At 65.4% G+C, this 19534-nt stretch carries 24 protein-coding genes; 17 read left to right on the plus strand and 7 right to left on the minus strand.

Annotation, left to right across the window (positions count from 1 at the left end; genetic code table 11):
* The first annotated feature begins 84 nt into the window (after positions 1–84).
* From JQ507_03565 to JQ507_03595, 7 genes are all read left to right on the plus strand, one after another.
* Complete coding sequence (locus JQ507_03565; protein QRI70627.1) at positions 85–372, plus strand: hypothetical protein; 288 nt, start codon at positions 85–87, stop codon at positions 370–372.
* Between the two features lie 167 nt (positions 373–539).
* Positions 540–908 carry a YciI family protein gene (locus JQ507_03570; GenBank protein ID QRI70628.1) on the plus strand — a complete coding sequence of 123 codons (369 nt, stop codon included), beginning with the start codon at positions 540–542 and terminating at the stop codon, positions 906–908.
* A complete protein-coding gene (locus JQ507_03575; protein QRI70629.1) occupies positions 905–2182 on the plus strand; it encodes an RNA polymerase sigma factor in 1278 nt (425 codons plus the stop codon). Before JQ507_03570 ends, JQ507_03575 begins: the two co-directional genes overlap by 4 nt.
* Positions 2183–2461: 279 nt before the next feature.
* Positions 2462–3544, plus strand: a complete 1083-nt coding sequence (locus tag JQ507_03580; protein QRI70630.1) for an ISAs1 family transposase — start codon at positions 2462–2464, stop codon at positions 3542–3544.
* Between the two features lie 178 nt (positions 3545–3722).
* Positions 3723–4133 (plus strand): DoxX family protein, encoded by a 411-nt coding sequence (locus JQ507_03585; protein QRI70631.1) that lies wholly within the window; start codon positions 3723–3725, stop codon positions 4131–4133.
* Positions 4134–4166: 33 nt separating this feature from the next.
* Entirely contained in the window at positions 4167–4703 is a 537-nt protein-coding gene (locus JQ507_03590; GenBank protein QRI70632.1) for an SRPBCC family protein, read from the plus strand.
* Between the two features lie 71 nt (positions 4704–4774).
* Positions 4775–5185 (plus strand): VOC family protein, encoded by a 411-nt coding sequence (locus tag JQ507_03595; protein QRI70633.1) that lies wholly within the window; start codon positions 4775–4777, stop codon positions 5183–5185.
* 82 nt (positions 5186–5267) lie between these two features.
* On the opposite strand, the gene JQ507_03600 is transcribed toward JQ507_03595, so the two are convergent.
* From JQ507_03600 to cobT, 3 genes are all read right to left on the minus strand, one after another.
* Complete coding sequence (locus JQ507_03600; protein ID QRI70634.1) at positions 5268–5690, minus strand: hypothetical protein; 423 nt, start codon at positions 5688–5690, stop codon at positions 5268–5270.
* Positions 5691–5803: 113 nt separating this feature from the next.
* A complete protein-coding gene (locus tag JQ507_03605) occupies positions 5804–6094 on the minus strand; it encodes a hypothetical protein (GenBank protein ID QRI70635.1) in 291 nt (96 codons plus the stop codon).
* A 174-nt stretch (positions 6095–6268) separates the two neighbouring features.
* Positions 6269–7282 carry a nicotinate-nucleotide--dimethylbenzimidazole phosphoribosyltransferase gene (gene cobT, locus JQ507_03610; GenBank protein ID QRI70636.1) on the minus strand — a complete coding sequence of 338 codons (1014 nt, stop codon included), beginning with the start codon at positions 7280–7282 and terminating at the stop codon, positions 6269–6271.
* A 151-nt stretch (positions 7283–7433) separates the two neighbouring features.
* Here cobT and cobS point away from each other — a divergent pair, with 151 nt between their 5' ends.
* Positions 7434–8186 carry an adenosylcobinamide-GDP ribazoletransferase gene (gene cobS, locus JQ507_03615; protein QRI70637.1) on the plus strand — a complete coding sequence of 251 codons (753 nt, stop codon included), beginning with the start codon at positions 7434–7436 and terminating at the stop codon, positions 8184–8186.
* Positions 8187–8193: 7 nt separating this feature from the next.
* Positions 8194–8784 (plus strand): histidine phosphatase family protein, encoded by a 591-nt coding sequence (locus tag JQ507_03620; protein ID QRI70638.1) that lies wholly within the window; start codon positions 8194–8196, stop codon positions 8782–8784.
* 120 nt (positions 8785–8904) lie between these two features.
* Here JQ507_03620 and JQ507_03625 read toward each other — a convergent pair whose 3' ends face one another.
* The gene (locus JQ507_03625; protein QRI70639.1) at positions 8905–9693 is read right to left on the minus strand and encodes an SDR family oxidoreductase; all 789 of its coding nucleotides are present in this window, start codon (positions 9691–9693) and stop codon (positions 8905–8907) included.
* Positions 9694–9858: 165 nt separating this feature from the next.
* Positions 9859–11529 (minus strand): PAS domain-containing methyl-accepting chemotaxis protein, encoded by a 1671-nt coding sequence (locus tag JQ507_03630; GenBank protein ID QRI70640.1) that lies wholly within the window; start codon positions 11527–11529, stop codon positions 9859–9861.
* 485 nt (positions 11530–12014) lie between these two features.
* Here JQ507_03630 and JQ507_03635 point away from each other — a divergent pair, with 485 nt between their 5' ends.
* The 8 genes from JQ507_03635 (at position 12015) to JQ507_03670 (ending at position 17322) form a co-directional block, all read left to right on the plus strand.
* Positions 12015–12689, plus strand: coding sequence for a glutathione S-transferase family protein (locus JQ507_03635; GenBank protein QRI70641.1), 675 nt, complete (start codon positions 12015–12017; stop codon positions 12687–12689).
* 137 nt (positions 12690–12826) lie between these two features.
* On the plus strand, positions 12827–13198 hold the full coding sequence (locus JQ507_03640; GenBank protein ID QRI70642.1) for a nuclear transport factor 2 family protein: 372 nt from the start codon (positions 12827–12829) through the stop codon (positions 13196–13198).
* A 312-nt stretch (positions 13199–13510) separates the two neighbouring features.
* The gene (locus JQ507_03645; GenBank protein ID QRI70643.1) at positions 13511–13927 is read left to right on the plus strand and encodes a YciI family protein; all 417 of its coding nucleotides are present in this window, start codon (positions 13511–13513) and stop codon (positions 13925–13927) included.
* Between the two features lie 155 nt (positions 13928–14082).
* Positions 14083–14508: a YciI family protein gene (locus JQ507_03650; protein ID QRI70644.1), complete on the plus strand. Its 426-nt coding sequence runs from the start codon at positions 14083–14085 to the stop codon at positions 14506–14508.
* An 86-nt stretch (positions 14509–14594) separates the two neighbouring features.
* Positions 14595–14960: a hypothetical protein gene (locus tag JQ507_03655; GenBank protein ID QRI70645.1), complete on the plus strand. Its 366-nt coding sequence runs from the start codon at positions 14595–14597 to the stop codon at positions 14958–14960.
* A gap of 107 nt (positions 14961–15067) precedes the next feature.
* Entirely contained in the window at positions 15068–15769 is a 702-nt protein-coding gene (locus JQ507_03660) for a TetR/AcrR family transcriptional regulator (protein ID QRI70646.1), read from the plus strand.
* A 130-nt stretch (positions 15770–15899) separates the two neighbouring features.
* Positions 15900–16391: a DUF2852 domain-containing protein gene (locus tag JQ507_03665; protein QRI70647.1), complete on the plus strand. Its 492-nt coding sequence runs from the start codon at positions 15900–15902 to the stop codon at positions 16389–16391.
* Between the two features lie 166 nt (positions 16392–16557).
* Positions 16558–17322 carry a serine O-acetyltransferase gene (locus JQ507_03670; GenBank protein ID QRI70648.1) on the plus strand — a complete coding sequence of 255 codons (765 nt, stop codon included), beginning with the start codon at positions 16558–16560 and terminating at the stop codon, positions 17320–17322.
* Positions 17323–17351: 29 nt separating this feature from the next.
* On the opposite strand, the gene JQ507_03675 is transcribed toward JQ507_03670, so the two are convergent.
* Positions 17352–18101 (minus strand): haloacid dehalogenase type II, encoded by a 750-nt coding sequence (locus JQ507_03675; GenBank protein ID QRI73160.1) that lies wholly within the window; start codon positions 18099–18101, stop codon positions 17352–17354.
* 343 nt (positions 18102–18444) lie between these two features.
* The gene (locus JQ507_03680; GenBank protein QRI70649.1) at positions 18445–19518 is read right to left on the minus strand and encodes a tartrate dehydrogenase; all 1074 of its coding nucleotides are present in this window, start codon (positions 19516–19518) and stop codon (positions 18445–18447) included.
* Positions 19519–19534: the final 16 nt, after the last annotated feature.

The following is a 19534-nucleotide window of genomic DNA, read 5'->3' on the forward strand; positions in this document are numbered from 1 at the left end:
TACCTCCAATTTCAATGTGATCTATATCACAGAGCGAAGCCGACCCGCTCCCTAGTCTCCTGCCATCAACCGGGGAGAACTTCCATGCGCAAACTGATCCTGGCCGCGGCCGTCATCGTCGCCTCCGCCGCCACCGCAGACGCCGGCCAGAGCCGTGGCCTCGTGCTCGCGAACGCTGATGCGCCCGCCCAGGCGCAACCGGCCGTTGCTCCTGATCAGGCCGAGGCCCAGCCGGCGCCGTCGCAGGCCCAGCCGGCCGAGGCCTCGAGGGCGCAAGCGTCGCGTCCGGTGAAGCGGACCCAGACGAGCCGCCGGGAGAGCGATGAAGCCAAGGCTCGCCGGATCGCTGCCCGCTACGGCGTCTACTGGTGATCGCAGCGTCCTCGTCGCGGTGATGGCCGAGGCGCGCCACCGCCATGGCTTTGCAACGCGCCTCGGCCAAATTCATCACCGGCGTCAGGAACCGAGATTTCTTTCGCTCCGCCTGTCGGCAGCGGGCATAATCGTTCGTTCTTGCAATGAACGGAGATGCCTTTTCGATGCTGTACGCCATTCTCTGCTATCATGACGAAGACTTGGTCGGCTCCTGGAGCAAGGAGCACGACGCCTCGGTCATGCAGAAACTGTCCGTCGTGCAGGATAAGCTCGCCAAGCAGGGCAAGCTCGGCCCGGTGGCGCGGCTGTTGCCGACCACCGCGGCGACCACGCTGCGCAAGGAAAACCCGCCGCTGGTGCTGGACGGCCCGTTCGCCGAAACCAAGGAGCAGCTGCTCGGCTTCTACCTGGTCGAGGGCAAGAATCTCGACGAGGTGCTCGATATCGCGCGCGACCTCGGCGAGGCCAATCCCGGCGGCACCTATGAGATCCGTCCGGTCGGCTACTTCACTCCGGGGGACGCAAAGCCGTGAGCGTGACCGACACCGCCTGGATCGATGCCGCGCTGACGTCAGCGCGTCCCCAGGCGGTCGGCGCATTGCTGCGCTACTTCCGCAATCTCGATACCGCCGAGGAAGCCTTCCAGAATGCCTGCCTGCGGGCGCTGAAGAGCTGGCCGCAGAACGGCCCGCCGCGCGATCCGGCGTCGTGGCTGATCATGGTCGGCCGCAATGTCGCGATCGACGACATCAGGCGCAGCAAGAAGCAGGAAGCGTTGCCCGACGACGACCGGGCGATCTCCGACCTCGACGATGCCGAGGACGAGATCGCCGAGCGGCTCGACGGCTCGCACTACCGCGACGACATCCTGCGGCTGCTGTTCATCTGCTGTCACAAGGACCTGCCGGCGACCCAGCAGATCGCGCTGGCGCTGCGCATCGTCTCCGGCCTCACGGTAAAGCAGATCGCGCGCGCCTTCCTGGTCTCGGAAGCAGCCATGGAGCAGCGCATCACGCGGGCCAAGACGCGCGTCGCCGACGCCAATGTGCCGTTCGAGACGCCGGGCGCGGTCGAGCGCAGCGAGCGGCTCGCCTCGGTCGCGGCGATGATCTATCTGATCTTCAACGAGGGCTACTCGGCGAGCGGCGACACCGCCGAGATCCGCTCGCCGCTGTGCGAGGAGGCGATCAGGCTCGCCCGCCTGCTGCTGCGGCTGTTCCAGAGCGAGCCGGAGATCATGGGGCTGACCGCGCTGCTGTTGTTGCAGCACGCCCGCGCCGCCGCGCGCTTCGATGCGGACGGCCAGGTGATCCTGCTCGACGACCAGGACCGCGGCCTGTGGAACCAGAAGCTGATCGCGGAGGGGATCGCGCTGATCGACAAGGCGATGCGCCACCGCAAGAGCGGGCCCTATCAGGTGCAGGCCGCGATCGCCGCCCTGCACGCCCGCGCGGAAAAGCCCGAGGATACCGACTGGGCCCAGATCGACCTGCTTTACGGTGCGCTCGAGGTCATGCAGCCGTCGCCGGTGATCACGCTCAACCGCGCGGTTGCGGTCTCCAAGGTGAAGGGGCCGGAAGCCGCGCTCGAGATGATCGAGCCGCTGGCGCCGCGGCTTGCAAACTACTTCCATTATTTCGGCGTGCGCGGCGCCTTCCTGATGCAGCTCGGCCGCAACGAGGAAGCCCGCGTCGCCTTCGACCGCGCCATCGCGCTCGCCAACACCACAGCCGAAGCCGCCCACATCCGCATGCATATCGACCGCCTGATGCGCGACAGCCAGCCGCGCAATGCGAAGGCGAAGTAGCGGGCTAGCTTGGTCGCGTATGGTTCGTGTCCAGCTGAGAGACTTCCCGTGTGACACCCCTCTCCCTACCCCTCCCCCGCAAGGGGGGAGGGAACCCCTCCGCCGGTGCTTCCCTCACGACAGCGCAAGAGCATAGCTAGTCAATCGCGTCAGGTGAGCACGCAGGTCAGGCACCCTCCCCCTTGCGGGTAGGGGAATCGCATATGGCGATGGAGGGGTGTTGCCAAGCGGTTGGAACTGGATTCTTTGGGTGTCTCTCGCTTCCCGAGGGAGACCAGAATGCGCCAACTCAAGCGCCTGCTTCGACCACTCAAGGACCCCCGCGCCAGCAACGTGCGGCACGATCTGGTGGAGATCATCGTCATCGCCTTGGCGGCGACACTGGCCGGCGCCAAGACCTGCACCGAGTTCGAGTTCTTCGGCAAAGGCCGAGAGGAGCTGTTGCAGCGGTTCCTGGAGCTCAGATCCGGCATCCCCAGCCACGATACGTTCAGCAACGTCTTCCGTGCTCTGGACCCGAAGGGGTTGGAAGCGATTTTGCGCAAGCTCAGCAAGGGCTTCGGCATCAAGGGCGTGGTCAGCATCGACGGCAAGGCGTTGCGCGGCGCCTTCATGCGTGGGCGGCAATCCACACCGCTGCATATGGTCAATGTCTGGGCGGCAGGCACACGCATGGCGCTGGCTCAAAGGAAGGCCCCCAATCGCAACGAGGTTGCCGGCGTTCTCGAAGTCCTCGCCTCGCTCGATCTGGACGGCGCTCTTGTCACTGCCGACGCCTTGCATTGCCGGCCCGATGTCGCGCAAGCCATCCGCGACCGGAAGGGCCACTACGTTCTGGCCATCAAGAGCAATCGCGGCCGGCTCTTCAAGGCCGCCAAGGCGTTGCTCGACACCGCCCGACGGCCTGCGCGAGCAAGCCAGCGAAGAACCGCCGCCCACGATCGCATCGAGCGCCGGCAAGCCATCATCGTGCCGGCACCGCAATTGGCGAAGCAACATGGCTTCTCCGCTATCGTCGCGGTCGGCCGCATCGACAGCTGGCGCGCAACTGCCGGCAAGCCTGCCAAGCGGACGGCCCGATACTTTCTGGCTTCGCGGCGGCTGTCGGCCAAGAAGCTGCTCGACGTCGTCCGCGCCCACTGGAGCATCGAGAACAACCTGCACTGGGTTCTCGACGTTCTGTTCGACGAGGACGCTTGCCGCAGCCGCAAGGACCACGCCCCGGAGAACCTTGCCGTCATCCGCAAGCTCGCCATCAACGCCCTGCAAGCCACGCCAGGTCCAGCGCGGACCAGCCACAAAATGCTCCAGGCAAGATGGAGCAACGACTTCCTTCTCACCGTCCTGGCCCATATGCGATAGCCCTACCTTGCGGGGGAGGGCTGGGGAGAGGGGTAAGCCCCGGGCGAGCTGATCAATTTGTGCGTCGCTCTCGCAACTCCGGTAGCGCTTGAGAAAAATCTTCACCCGCGCTGTCGGCCCCGCATCCCTTCGTTCGTCATGAAGGCAGAGAGCATCACCAAGCGTTACGGAGCCTGCCATGCCGACGATCGTCGACACCGAAGTCTCAAAGCCCGCCCGCATCACCGGCCGCGTCATGAGCGGCGTAGTCATTCTTTTCCTGCTGTTCGATGGCGCGATCAAGCTGGTGCCGTTGCCGGTCGTCACCGAGACCATGGACAAGATGGGCTGGGGCGCGAGCGATACGCTGGCGCGCAGCCTCGGCATCATCACCATCGTCTGCACGTTGTTGTACTCGGTGCCGCCGACCTCGATCCTCGGCGCCATCCTGCTCACCGGCTATCTCGGCGGCGCGATCGCATCGCATCTGCGGATTGGCAGCCCGCTGTTCACCCACACGCTGTTCGGGCTCTATCTCGGCCTGATGGTGTGGGGCGGGCTCTACCTGCGCGACGGCAATCTGCGTGCGCTGCTTCCGTTCCGCCGCTGAGTTATGGTTCAATTCATATTGCTGGAGACCATCATGTTCGAGACCCTTGCCATCATCGCGGTCATCCTCGCGGTCGCGATTGCCGTCATCCTCATCCTCGCGGCGACCAAGCCGAGCACGTTCCGCGTCACGCGTGCGACCAGCATCAACGCGCCGGCCGAACGGATCTTTCCGCTGATCGACGATTTCCGGCAGTGGACGGTCTGGTCGCCTTATGAGAACCGGGATCCTGACATGAAGCGCAGCTACGACGGCGCCGAACGCGGGCAGGGCGCGGTCTATGCCTGGGACGGCAACAAGAATGTCGGCACCGGCCGCATGGAGATATTGCAGTCGTCGGCGCCGTCGAAGGTCGTCATCAAGCTCGACTTCCTCAAGCCGTTCGAGGGCCACAACACCGCCGAGTTCACAATGCTGCCGCAGGGAGATGCGACCAGCGTCACATGGACCATGTATGGTCCGGCTGTCTTCATGTCGAAGGTGATGCAGGTGTTCATGAACCTGGACCACATGATCGGCAAGGATTTCGAGGTCGGTCTCGCCAATCTGAAGAAGCTGACGGAAAAATAGCGCCGTTTCGAGCGAAGTGGTTTACCGGTTCGCATGAAGAAACCGCGCAGGATCTACCCAGGGAGCACGCGATGCAGGTCAACCCCTATCTCTCTTATGACGGCAATTGCGGCGCCGCGCTGAAATTCTACGAGAAGGTTCTCGGCGCGCGGATCGAGGAAACTTTTCCCTATGGCGAGGGCAATGCGGAAATGCAGACCCCGCCGGGCTGGAAGGACAAGATCATGCACGCCCGCCTCACGATCGACGGCGAGATCATCATGGCCTCCGACGCCCCGCCCGGCCACTTCCAGAAGCCGCAGGGATTCCACGTCTCGCTGCAGGTCGAGGATCCCGCGGAGGCCGAACGCCGCTTCAAGGACCTGTCCGAAGGCGGCGCGGTCACCATGCCGTTCGGCAAGACCTTCTTCTCCAACGGCTTCGGCATGTGCGTCGATCAGTTCGGCATCCCCTGGATGGTGAACTGCCCGCAGGGGATGTAGGGCGGACAGCGGTCTCTATCACCGTCATCCCCCGCGAAATGGCTTCGCCTTTGCGCGGGGATGACGGGACGATGAATGCGCTCTACCGGCACCGCGGATAGATCGCGGCGAGCTCGCGACCGCGCAGCAGCAGCAGGCGCGAGGTCAGGCCGCCGCGGCGGATGATCCAGCCGCGCACCGGCGCAGGATAGGCTTCCAGCACCGCTTCGGATGCTTCCGGCTCCGCATAGGTGCGGCCGCGTCGGTCGATCGAGCGGGCGGCGTGGAAGCCGAGCACGGCGCGCCGCGTCACGCAGATGCGGTCGCCCGGCACCATCGAGAGCACCAGCGTGCAGGCCGACAGGCACGGCCCGTCGATCACCACGCGTTCGCCGGACTCGCGCACCTTGTCGAACAGGTCGATGAACGGGCCGACCTGCCCGCCGGGGCTGGCGAGGATGCGAACGTCGGCATGTGCGCAGCCGAGCGTTGCGCAGAGAGCTGCCGCCGCGACGAGTGTTCTCATAAGCGCAATCCCTGCCGCCGATGCGATCGAGGTCCCGCATCCGTGGTCACAGGCTCGCGCCGGAATGGGGCATCGTCAAGACGGATGCCCCGGTTCGCGATCGGCAGGCGGACTCAGGCTGCGCGGTTCTTGAGCGCACCCACGATCGCCGTGAGCACCGCGCCGGCGACGCCGCCGCCCGCGACCTGTCCGATGATGCTGCCGATGTCAGGCGCAGCACCTGAATTGGCAAGCAGCGGGATCAGCATGCCCAGAAGCTGTCCGCCCGCGCCGCCGCCGATGGCGCCGGCGATGGTGTTTCCGAGCGTGCCGAGATCGATGTTCTTGGCCGCTCCCGCGGCGACATTGCCGCCGACGGCTCCGCTGATGATCTGGATGATCAGATTGATGAGGACTCCCGACATGACGCGATTTCTCCCCGGTATCTGGTTCAGCATGGCCGAGGCGCCGGCTGGCGCCCAGCGCCGCAGAGGTTAGGCGCGCGGCGCGCAGAGGTCATGCTGCGCACGCGAAGATTGCGCCCGATGCGGGCGGTATGCACCGGCTTTTTGGGGAGCTTTTCCGCTCGGCCGGCGGCCTCAGGCCGCGCCGGAGACGCCGGCCTCGGCAAAGGTCGCCATGCCGCCGTGGCAGGCCAGTGCCGCGCGCAGCAGCTGGATCGCAACCCCCGCGCCGGAGGCTTCGCCGAGCCGCATCTCGAGATCGAGCAGGGGTGCGAGCTCAAGATCGCGCAGCAGCATGCGATGGCCGAGTTCGGCCGAGACGTGCCCGGCGCGGCAATGTGCGAGGCCGTTGGGCGCAAGCCGCGCCAGCGGCAGCACCGCCGATGTCGCGACGAAGCCGTCGAGCAGCACCGGGATTGATCTTGCGCGCGCCGCCAGCACGGCGCCGAAGATGGCCGCGAGTTCGCGCCCGCCGAGCGCGACGGCGACGGCGAGCGGATCCTCGAGCAGGTTGCGATGTATTTTCAGCGCGGTATCGATCGTGGTGCGCTTGCGCAGCAGGCCGGCATCGTCGACGCCGGTGCCGCGGCCGGCCCAGCGCGCGCCGCGCCCGCCCATCAATGCCGCGCACAGCGTCGCGGCCACCGTGGTGTTGGCGATTCCCATCTCGCCGACCACGAGCAGATCGCATTGCTCCGGCACCGTGCGCCACCCGGTGTCGAGCGCGACCAGGAAGTCGGCGCCATCCATCGCCGGCGCCATCGTGAAATCGCGGGTCGGCCGCGCGAGTTCGAGCGGCTCGACGCGCAATTCGGCGCCGGCGAGCTTGGCGATCTGGTTGATCGCGGCACCGCCTGCGGCGAAGTTCGCCACCATCTGCGCGGTGACCTCGGCGGGAAAGGCCGAGACGCCGCGCTCGGCGATGCCATGATTGCCGGCGAACACGGCGATCGTCACGTGGTCGAGCCGGGGGAGTTCGCGCCGCTGCCAGCGCGCCAGCCAGATCGCGACCTCCTCCAGCCGGCCGAGGCTACCCGGCGGCTTGGTCAGGTTCTGCTGGCGCAGGGTTGCTGCTGCGGCAGTGGCCTCGTCGCCCTCGGGCAGCTCGCGACAAAAGCTGCGGATGTCGTCTAGAGTATTGAACTGCATGCGATTCCCTCGTCGAGCGGGCCGCAAACTAAAGCATGATCCGGAAAAGTGTGAAGCGGTTTTCCGAGAAGATCATGCCCAATCACGAGGCTAAAGCGCGATGACGATCCGCCCGATCTCATCGCGCTTTAGTTCAATTCGAAGGCCGACCATGAATCAATGGCTCGACGATCTCAGGATCGCCATCGCCTTTCTGACCCGGTTGCCGATGCCGCATCCGGACGGCGCGCGGCCGGAAAGCTTTGCGCGGGCGCAGCGACTGTTCCCGCTGGTCGGCGCCGGCATCGGGGCGGCGGTCGGGCTGTTCTGCCTGCTGCTGCGGTCGATCGGCGTGCCGGATCTTGCCGCGGCCGCGCTCACGCTCGGCGGGGCTGCGCTGCTGACCGGTGCGCTGCATGAGGACGGGCTTGCCGATGTCGCCGACGGATTCGGCGGCGGCCGCGATGTCGCGGCCAAGCTCGAGATCATGCGTGATAGCCGGCTCGGGACCTATGGCGCGCTGGCGCTGGTGGTGAGCTTTGCCAGCAAGCTTGCGGCGCTGGCTGCGCTTCCCGACGGCATGGTCGTGCAGAGCCTGATCGCGGCGCATGCGCTCGGTCGCGGCGCGCTGCCGTGGATCGCGATCAGCCTGCCTTACGCCCGGAAAGATGGTCTCGCCGCCAATGCCGGCCGGCCCGATGGTGCGATCGCGGCGGTCGCGGCCGGCATCGCGCTCTTGATAGCAATCCTTGCGCTGCCCCTCGGCAGCGCGCTGCTGGCGGCGATCGCGGCCGGCGCGAGCGCATTGATCATGATGCAATTGGCAAGGCGGCAGATCGGCGGCCAGACCGGCGATGTGCTTGGCGGTGCCGAGCAGGTCGCGGAGACGGCGATCCTGGTGCTGCTCGCAGCGCGGTTGGGATAGTGGAAAAATGAACGGTGAAACGCATCTCTGGCTGATCCGCCACGCGCCGGTCGACGGTCCGCGCGGCGTGATCCATGCGCCGGATGCGCCCGCCGACCTCGGCGATGCCGCGGCCTTCGCCACGTTGCAGGCGCGGCTGCCGGCCAACGCTTTCGCGGTGTGCAGTCCGGCGCGGCGCACCAGCGAGACCGCCGTGCGGCTCGGCCTTACGGCAACGGCGGATGAAGCCTTTCGCGAGCAGGATTTTGGCGATTGGACCGGCCGCCGCCACAGCGAGATCGAGCAAGAGCTCGGCGCGGAAGCCTATCGCGCGTTCTGGCAATCGCCGGGCACCAACCGGCCGCCCGGCGGCGAAAGCTTTGCCGATCAGATCGCCCGCGCGCGAGCTGGGCTAGCACGCTTGCCGGTCGGTGACGTCGTGCTGGTCGTGCATTCCGGCACCATCCGCGCGATCCTCGCGATCGCGCTTGAGCTCGCGCCGGAGCTCGCATTGCGCTTCGTCATCGATCCGCTGTCGCTGACGCGGATCGATCGGCTCAAGAATACGTGGCGTGTTGTTGGCGTGAATCAATCGCCGCTACCAGTCCCGTCATCCTGAGGCGCGAGCGGAGCGAGCCTCGAAGGATGCACAGCCCGGCCGGTAGCCGTCGATCCTTCGAGACGCCGCTACGCGGCTCCTCCGGATGACGGTGATGCAATGAATGCGCGGTTGGAAAGATTACCCATTCCGCCGCTCGCCGCGCAGGGTCGGCAGGCCGATGCCGGCGGCGTCGAAGCCGCCGTCGACGGCGAGGATCTGTCCGGTGATGTAGCTTGAGCGGTCCGAGCAGAGGAAGAAGATCGCCTCCGCCAGCTCCTCCTCCAGCCCATAGCGGTTGAGCGGGATCGCGTCGTGATAGTCGGCGCGGATTTCCGGCGTGTGCACGGCTTTCGCCATCGCGGTCTCGACCGGCCCAGGCGCCACGCCGTTGACGCGGATGCCGAGCGAGGCGAGCTCGACCGCGAGCTGCTTGGTGAGATGCGCGAGCCCCGCCTTGCTGGTGCCGTAGGCCGAGCGCAGCGTCGAGGCGCGCACCGCCGAGATCGAGGTGATGTTGACGATCGCGCCGCCGCCATGCTCGCGCATCAAGGGGGCAGCCGCCTTGGTGCAGAGGAACGGGCCGGTGAGGTTGACCGCCATGATCCGGCTCCAGTCGGCGTCGGAGGTCTCCAATACCGGCGCGAACACCGCCGTGCCGGCATTGTTGACCAGCGCGTCGAGCCGGCCGAAGCGGTTTGCGATCGCAGCGATCGCGGCTGCCACACCGGCAGCGTCAGATACGTCGCAGGTCAGCGCCAGCGTGTCGTCGGGCTGCTTCAAGGCCGCCACTGTGCTCTCCAGCAGCAAGCCCTCGATGTCGAGCAGCGCGACGCGCCAGCCGTCGGCGAGAAAGCGCTTCGCCGCCGCAAGCCCGATGCCGCGCGCGGCGCCGGTCACGAGGGCGACTTTGTGTGCGAAGGGAGTCATCGGAAGGTCCATCGGTTCGGGCAGAAATCCCGACCGTCTGCGACCTTTACCCTAACGTGTCAACCCGACAGGGATGCCTTGTCATTCTTGCGTCGAAAGTGGGCGTCTCGAAGGATGCGCGGTCCCCAGCCCGGGCCGCGCACCCTTCGAGGATCGCACCGCGCCTTACGCCGCGAGCTCGGCGGAGGCGCGCTGCATGTTTGTGGACATGTCCTGGGTCACGATGCTCTGCTCCTCGACCGCAGCGGCGGTGGAGGTGATGTATTCGTTGACGCCGGCGATTGCAGCCTTGATCTCGGACAGCGAGGTCGCCACCGCTGCGGCGATCGAGTTGAGCGCATCGATTTCCGAGGAGATCGTATCGGTCGCCTGCTTGGCCTGGTTGGCGAGGCTCTTCACTTCGGAGGCGACCACCGCGAAGCCGCGGCCGGCTTCGCCCGCGCGTGCCGATTCGATCGTGGCATTGAGCGCGAGCAGGTTGATCTGCCCGGTGATGCTCGAGATCATCTCGACGATGCCGCTCATCGCCTGAGCTGCGGTATTGAGCTTCTGGGCCTGGCCGTCGGCAGCCTCGACGCGGCCGGTGGCGACCGCGGCGTTCTGCTTCGACTTGGTCATGGTCTCCGAGATCTCGCGGATCGAGGCGCTCATCTCCTCGCTGCCGGCGGCGACCGCCTCGATCAGGCCGCGCGCGCTGTCGGCCTTCTTGCGGCCGATCGCCTGCGCGGTGATGTCGGTGGCGTATTTCACCACCTTGTAGGGCTTGCCGTTGAGATCGAGGATCGGGTTGTAGGAGGCCTGGATCCAGATCTCGCGGCCGCCCTTGGCGATGCGCTTGAACTCGCCGGCCTGGAACTCGCCGCGGTTCAGCGCTCCCCAGAACTCGCGATAGCCCTGCGAGCTTGCCTCGACCGGCTCGACGAACATGCTGTGATGCCGGCCCTGGATCTCGGCAAGCGAATAGCCCATCGCGGCGAGGAAGTTCGGATTCGCGTTGCGGATCGTGCCGTCCATGTTGAATTCGATCACCGCCTGCGACTTGCCGATCGCATCGATCTGGCCGTCATTGTCGGCGGCCTTCAGCTTCTGCTCAGTCACGTCGGTCGCGAACTTGACGACCTTGAACGGCTTGCCGCGATCGTCGAGGATCGGATTGTAGCTGGCGAGGATCCAGATCTCCTTGCCGCCCTTGGCGATGCGCTTGAACTCGCCGGCCTCGAACTCGCCGCGGTTCAGCCGCGCCCAGAAATTGCGGTAGGTCGCACTGTCGCGGTCGGCCGTCGGCACGAAGATGCTGTGATGCTTGCCCTGGATCTCGGGGAGCGAATAGCCCATCGCGTTGAGGAAGTTCTCGTTGGCGTTGACGATGGTGCCGTCCATGTTGAACTCGATCACCGCCTGGGCCCGGCCGATCGCAGCGATCTTGCCGGCATCTTCCATACTGTGGATCTTCTGCGCGGTGATGTCGGTGGCGAACTTGACGACGCCGACCGGCTTGCCGGCCTTGTCCAGGATCGGATTGTAGGAGGCCTGGATCCAGATCTCGCGGCCGCCCTTGGCGATGCGCTTGTACTGTGCGGCCTGGAATTCGCCGCGGTTCAGTCGCGCCCAGAATTCGCGATAGTCGTGACTGTCGCGCGTGGCCGGTTCGACGAACATGCTGTGGTGCTTGCCCCTGATCTCGTCGAGCGAGTAGCCCATCGCGTTCAGGAAGTTCTCGTTTGCGGTGACGATGGTACCATCGAGCTTGAACTCGATGACTGCCTGCGACTTGCCGATCGCTGCGGCTTGCGCCAGCGCACTGTCGTTGTTTGCCTTGTTGCTGAAACCGAACATCAGGGCTCCGTGAATGTTCAAATGAGACGGGATGGAAAAGCGGATCGCGGCAACTCACGGAAAGGTTGCAGCGAGCCGTTTAGCATCGGTAAAGGCTGCGGCTTGGCACGGATTGCATAACGCAGTGCGGCGCATGTCCATCTATCTCATTTCGCGAAGTAATTTTTTCATCTGCACGTTATCATCCATAGTCGCGATGCAATGTTCACCGTAATCTTACGGACGAAAATCGATGACAATTCTGGTCTGATGCGGATGATTGCAACGCGTGCACTTCACCAGCTCTGATAGACCTATCACGAAGGCTGATATTGCCGACTGTTTTCAAGGATCGATCCAGCACTTCGATTCGCTGATCTCGACGAATGCGTGTCGCGTCGATGTCCGCTCTCAGCGCCGGGCGCCGCACAAATAATTTCCGCACGAGATGTCGGCACGACTGTCTCCGGCCCGTCCTCGGTAGACCGATTCATGATGGAGTTCCGATGTCGCTCACCCTGCATTACCACCCGCTGTCCTCGTTCTGCTGGAAGGCGCTGGTCGCGCTTTACGAGAACGGCGCACCGTTCACGCCGCATATGGTCAATCTCGGCGATCCCGCCGAGCGCGCGGCGTTGCTCGCGCTGTGGCCGATCGGCCGCTTCCCCGTGCTGCGCGACGAGACGCGCGGCGAGACAGTGCCTGAATCGAGCATCGTCATCGAATATCTCGATCGACACTATCCCGGTGCCGTCAAATTGATCCCGGACCATCCGGACCTCGCGCTGCAGACCCGGCTGCGCGACCGCTTCCTCGATCTCTATGTCCATCTGCCGACGCAGAAGATCGTCGGCGACCGGCTGCGGCCGGCGGACGCCAAGGATCCGCACGGCGTCGCCGAGGCGCGGGCGCAGCTCCGCGCCTCCTATGCGATCCTGGATCAGCAATTGCTGATCCTGGATCAGCAGCTTGGGCATGGCGGCTGGATGATCGGCGAGCATGTCACGCTCGCCGATTGCGCGGCCGCGCCGGCGCTGTTCTACGGCAACAAGGTCGAGCCGATCGGCGAGGCGCACCGCCACCTGGCCGCTTATCTCGAGCGGCTGAAGGCGCGGCCGTCCTTCGCGCGGGTCCTCAAGGAGGCCGAGCCCTATTTCGGCATGTTCCCGCAGGAAGGGTGAGCGCCGATCCGGTTCCGGTTCCGAAAATAAATTGCGGCGCGATGTCGGTTTCGCGTCGTGCCGTTCGTCATCTCCCTGAGACCCGGGCCCTGGAGCGCGCAACCTCCAGAGGCCCGGGCGACATGTGTGGAGACGACATGGCTGCAGCTGGCAACAGGGCGGAGATCATCCGCTCCCTCTTCGCCGCCTATCTCGCCAACGATCGCGCGAGCGTCGAGGCGGCGTTCACTGCGGATTTCCGTTTCTCGACGCCGTATGGCGAGAACATCGACAAGCCGCGCTATTTCGCCGAGTGCTGGCGCGACAGCGGCTGGATCGGCCGCCACGAGATCGAGCGCATCATGGTCGACGGTGTTGAAGCCTTCGTCACCTACCGCTGCGTCGCGCGGGACGGCAAGAGCTTCCGCAACACCGAGTTCTTCGTGTTCGACGGCGACAAGGTATCGCGCATCGACGTCTATTTCGGTCCGTCGCATCAGGACGGCGAGCTCGTCAGGCAGGAGCGGTAAGGCAGCATCGGTGATATGGCGCGTGCGATCGCCGTCATCGGCGCGCACGCTCTGCGAAGGAAGCCCAAACAATGCCCATTGCGCGTGAAAACGGTGGCCTGTCGCAAGCACGGCTCGCGTGCTGGATGCGCCGCAGCCGCCCGCGGTGTTTTCCGATTTCTGGACGCTCGCCTATCAGGCGATCGATGACTAGGAGCCTGCGTCAATGACGTCGAAGACAATTTCAAAGGTCGTGTCGGAAGTGCAAACCGTCCGTCGTCTTTCAACCGAGCGCCGGTGCTGAGATCGGCAGAGAGACAACGGAGCACGACGATGAAGTTCATGGTGATCGTGAAGGCGAACAAGGATACCGAGGCCGGCGTGATGCCGAGCACCGAGATGCTTGCCGCAATGGGCAAGTTCAACGAGGAGATGGTCAAGGCCGGCGTGATGCAGGCCGGCGAGGGCCTGCATCCGACCAGCAGGGGCGCGCGGGTCAAATATGCCGGCGGGCAGGGCACGGTGACCCACGGGCCGTTCGGCCCGAGCGGCGATCTGGTCTGCGGCTTCTGGCTGATCGAGACCAAATCGCTGGATGAAGCGATCGGCTGGATGAAGCGCGCGCCGTTCGGCGGCGGCTCCGAGATCGAGATCCGTCAGGTGTTCGCCGCGGAGGATTTCGGCGAGGCGCTGACGCCCGAACTGCGCGAGCAGGAAGAGCGCCTGCGTGCGCAGGCAGGCCAAAAGTGATACCCGACGTCATTCCACGATATCGCTCCGGCGCACGGCGCGGACGACATGACCATGGTCGCAGGTCATGGATTCCCGGCCTGTGTCTGGTGAAGCATCCTGGAGTGACGAGCGTGAAGATTGCGCGTGATTCAACCGACAAGGAAATCCAACCAATGCGCTTCATGATGCTGATGATCCCGCTCGGCTACGAGTCCGCGCCGGCCAAGCTCGAGCTCGACCCCGAACGGGTCGCCGCGATGATGCGGTACAATCAGGCGCTGAAGGACGCCGGCGTGCTGATCACGCTGGAAGGCCTGCATCCGCTGGCGGCGGGGGCGCGCGTCAAGTTCGTCACCGGCGAGCCCATCGTGATCGACGGTCCGTTCACCGAGGCCAAGGAAGTGATCGGCGGCTTCTGGATGATCGAGGTCGGCTCGCGCGCCGAAGCGATCGAATGGGCCAAGAAGTGCCCGGCTACCGCGAACGAGATGATCGAGATCCGCCAGGTCCAGGAGATGGCCGATTTCTCCGAGGAAGTGCAGCAGGCGGCCGCGACCTTCGAGCATCCGAAGGGCGGTTGGGGCAAGGCGCTGCGTTAAATCAGATCGGGAAGCGGTGACGCCGCGAGCTGTGTCACCGCCCCTCGCATCGACGATCACTGCAACCACCACAACGGAGACGCAAGATGAGCAGCAACACTTTCCTCGCCGTCTATCTCGGCGGCGGCAAGAATGGTTCGCGCATGGCAGCCTGGAACGCGCTGCCGGAGGCCGAGCGGCGTGCCAAGGAGCAGGAGGGCATGGCCGCCTGGGGCGCCTGGGTCGAGAAGCACCACGACGTGATCGTCGAGATGGGCGGACCGCTCGGCAAGACCAAGAAGGTCGGCGAGGGCGGCACCGCCGACATCACCAATCTGATGACCGGATTCACCGTGGTGCGCGCGCCCTCGCATGAGGCGGCGGCAAAGCTGTTCGAGAACCACCCGCACTTTGCGATCTTCCCCGGCGAAGCCGTGGAGATCATGCCGGTGCTGCCGATCCCCGGCCGATAGTCCTCGGACCCAAGCCCGCGCGGTACGGGAGCGATCCGTTAATCTTGATGGACCGGCCGCCCCGCCGCTAGTGACCTTTACTGCCGGCTCATGTAAAAGCCGTTCACATGAGCTGGCGCAAGGACCAAGGCCGCGCCGAGCGCGGCTATCATCACGGTAATCTCAAAGAGGCGTTGCTGCAGGCCGCCCTCGACCTGATCTCGAAGAAGGGGCCGGCCGGCTTCACCTTCGCCGATGCCGCGCGCATGGCCGGCGTCAGCCCCGCCGCGCCCTACCGGCATTTCCGCGACCGTGACGAATTGATCGCCAGTATCGCGCAGCGCGGCTTCGAGCAATTTGAATCGCTGCTGACCGCGGCCTGGGATGACGGCCGTCCGGATACCGTCACCGCGTTCGAGCGGGTCGGCAAAGCCTATCTCGCCTTCGCGCGGGAGGAGCCGGCGTTCTACTCCGCGATGTTCGAATCAGGCCTGCCGCCAGACGCCAATCCAACACTGATGGCCGCGAGCGAGCGCGCCTTTGCGATCATCCGCGCCGCCGCTGAACGCCTTGCGGCACTGGCGCCGCCGGGCATGCCGCGTCCGCCGGCGATGATGATGGCGCTGCACATCTGGTCGATGTCGCACGGAGTCGCCTCGCTGTTCGGCCGCGGCGATGCCGCGCGGCGCAAGCTGCCGATGTCGCCGGAAGAACTGCTCGAGGCCGAAGTGCTGATCTATCTGCGTGGCCTCGGCTTTCGGACCGACCAGAGGCCGGGAACCGCTGCCGCGGATGACAAGCCGGCGGGCCCGTGGGGCAAACCGAAATAAGGTTCAACGCCTGAGCTAAAAATAATCCGAGAGGTGCGTCATCCGCGCTGCTTGACTTTCCCGGGCGATCGGCTATCTATGTAAATGTTATTTACATTCACAACGGCGTGATGCCGTGATGGAGAAGGAAATGGCCTACACCGCTGATGTCAATCGCTGGCGCGGCCCCGTCGAAGAACCCTACCGCCCGTACTTCTACGCGACGCCGTGGCATCCCCTGAAGATCGCCGGGATCATCCTCGGCTTCATGATCTGGTGGCCGATCGGCCTCGCCCTTCTCTTTTTCACACTCGGGAGCAGAAAAATGGCCTGTTGGAGTCACAACGACATGGATCGCTGGCAGAACAAGATGGAGCGCATGCAGGACAAGATGGAGCGGATGAAGAGCCGCATGGAGCGCCGCGGCTTCCCGTTCGGCGGCTTCGGCCCGCCCTCCAGCGGCAACCGCGCCTTCGACGAGTACCGCCAGGACACGCTGCGCCGTCTCGAGGAAGAGCAGGTCGAGTTCAAGAACTTCCTCGATCGCCTGCGCCACGCCAAGGACAAGGAAGAGTTCGATGCCTTCATGGCGCAGCACAAGACCCGTCCGACTCCGCCGAACGACCAGCCGCCGCAGAGCTGATCTTGCAAGGCTGATCACGCGAGGCAAGCGCTAGCCTTCAGGCGATGTGCCCCCATAGCACCTGATGGCCCTGAGCCGCCCGTTTGCGATGAGCAAGCGGGCGGTTTGCATTTTGCGGCTGCCATGTCCACTGTATCGTTCGGGATCGGACGATGAGGCGAAGGCGATGGCGCTATCCACGACGGCGAATTCCGACGAGCTCTGGCTTGCAATCCGGCGCGAGGCGGAAGCTGCCATTGTCGCCGATCCCTTCCTCGAAGCGTCGGCAGCCTTCATCCTCGACCAGGGCGATCTCGGCGGCGCGCTCGCCTTCCTGATTGGCCGGACCATCTGCCGCACTGATGCCGATCGCCTACAGTTCATGCGGACCGCCCGCGAAGCCTATGCGGCCGAGCCCGCGCTGGTCGATGCCGCGGCGACCGATCTGACAGCGATCGTCCGCCGCGACCCGGCGATCACGGGCTTGCTCACGCCGCTGTTGAACTTCAAGGGTTACCTCGCGCTGCAGGCCTGGCGTGTGTCGAACTGGCTGTGGCGTCACGATCGCCCCGACCTCGCGCTGCTGATGCAGAGCGCGGCGGCGGATCAGTTGCAGATCAGCATTCACCCGTCGGCCCAAATCGGAACCGCGGTGTTCCTCGATCATGGCACCGGCATCATCATCGGCGCGCTGGCCTCGGTTGGCGACGAGGTCACGATCCTGCAGAACGTCACCATCGCACGGCATCAGGACGACCCGCGCCACGCTCCGACAATCGGCCGCGGCGTGCTGCTCAGCGCCGGCGCCACGATTATCGGCAATCTCAGCATCGGCGATTTCGCCAAGATCGGCGCCGGCGCGCTGGTGACGTCGGATGTCCCCGCCGGATGCACCGCCGTCGGCGTGCCGGCGCGGCTGACCAATTGCGCGGAAGCGGGCGCTCCGGTGTAAGCCGGACACACCAATTCACCTCTGCATCGTCATGCCGGCATCAGCGCGTCGGCGAGTTGCGTAAAGCTGTCGACATGAAGGTCGAACCAGGGCTCCGGCGCGACGTCCACCTTCGCGGCCGGTCCGAACTCCAGCGGACGGGCGACGAATGCGGTCCGCATGCCGAAGGCGCGGGCCGCCTTCAGGTCGTATTTGTGGCAGGCGACCATCAGGATCTTGTCGGCTGGATAGCCGAGGTAGTCGACGGCAAGCTGATACACCGCCGGTGACGGCTTGTAGCTGTGTGCAAGCTCCGCGGTCAGCACGGCGTCGAACGGCAGCCGGGCGTGCTTGACCACCGCCACGACCGCGGCCATGCCGGCGTTCGACAATGTCGAGGTCACGAACCGGCTGCGCAGGCGCGTTAGGCCCTCGACGCTGTCGGGCCAAGCGTCGAGCTTGCTCCACACCGTGTTCAGTTCGTCACGCTCGTCCCTGGAGAAAGCCTCCGAGAGCCCGTGGCGATCGAGCAGCACGTCCAGCGCCTCGCGATAGATGCGGTCGACCCTGATCCACGGCCGCTTGCCGGCGATCACGTCGTCGAGCGCGGCACGGTAGAGATCGCGCCATTCGCTCGAGAGTTTGGCCCAGTCGAGCGCGAGCCCCTTGGCGGCGTTGACGGCTTGACCCGCACGCAGGATCGGCTGGTAGAAGTCGACGCAGGTCCCTTGCACGTCGAACGCGATCGCGCGGATCTCATCGTGCCACGTCGCAGCCCTTGCCGGCTGCATCCCCGTCATCGCGGCCATGATCGATAGTCCTCCAGCAGTCATGAAGTGTCGTCTGGTCAGATCGGGTAGCACGGTTCTGTCCCCGGTTGCGGTATCGGACGCGGCGCGGCTTCGTTAGGTGAGCACGGCTCTCAGGCTCCCTCTCCCCTTGCGGGAGAGGGCGGGGAGAGGGGTGGCTCCGGACGAATTGCGAGACATCGATTCGACTGCATCAACATGCGCAGCGAGTATCGCCGTTGCTAACGAAGAGCGGAGCAAGCGGTACCCCTCTCCCCAACCCTCCCCCGCAAGGGGGGAGGGAGCCCGGCTATCGTGCTCGCCTCACTGCATGATGCGACGAGATCGTCGTACCCTACACATTCGACCCATGGATCGCGTCGATCACCGCGTCGGTCACTTCTTTCGTCGTCGCCTTGCCGCCGACGTCGGGCGTCAGGATGCCGGCCGCGCAGACCTTCTCGACCGCGGCCATCAGGCGCGCGGCGGCGTCCTTCTCGCCGAGATGCTCCAGCATCTGCGCACCGGTCCAGAAGGTGGCGACGGGGTTGGCGATGCCCTTGCCGGTGATGTCGAAGGCCGAGCCGTGGATCGGCTCGAACATCGAGGGGAAGCGGCGCTGCGGATCGATATTGCCGGTCGGCGCGACGCCGAGGCTGCCGGCCAGGGCGCCGGCGAGATCGGACAGGATGTCGGCGTGCAGATTGGTCGCGACGATGGTGTCGAGGCTCTTCGGATGGAGCGTCATCCGCACCGTCATGGCGTCGACCAGCATCTTGTCCCAGGTCACGTCGGGGAAGTCCTTGGCCACCTCGGCGGCGATCTCGTCCCACATCACCATGCCGTGGCGCTGCGCGTTCGACTTGGTCACCACGGTGAGGAATTTGCGCGGCCGCGACTGCGCGAGCTGGAATGCGTAGCGCATGATCCGCGTGACGCCGACCCGGGTGAAGACCGCGACTTCGGTGCCGACCTCTTCGGGCAGCCCCCTGTGGGCGCGGCCGCCCATCCCGGCATATTCGCCTTCGGAATTCTCGCGCACGATCACCCAGTCGAGATCGCCGACGCCGACATTGCGCAGCGGCGAGGCGACGCCGGGCAGGATCTTGGTCGGCCGCACATTGGCGTACTGGTCAAAGCCCTGGCAGATCGGCAGGCGAAGCCCCCACAGCGTGATGTGGTCGGGCACGTCGGGCGCGCCGACCGCGCCGAAATAGATCGCGTCGAATGTCTTCAATTCCGCGAGGCCGTCGGCCGGCATCATCACGCCGTGCTTCTTGTAATAGTCCGAACCCCAGTCGAAGGTCTTGACGTTGAAGCTGATGTCGCCGGAGCGCTTGGCCAGCGCTTCCAATACGCGGACACCGGCTGAGATCACTTCGGGGCCGATGCCGTCGGCGGGAATGGCGGCGATGGAATGGGTACGCATGATTTGTCTCCGGATG

It is taken from the genome of Bradyrhizobium sp. PSBB068 (assembly GCA_016839165.1).
Lineage (GTDB): Bacteria > Pseudomonadota > Alphaproteobacteria > Rhizobiales > Xanthobacteraceae > Bradyrhizobium.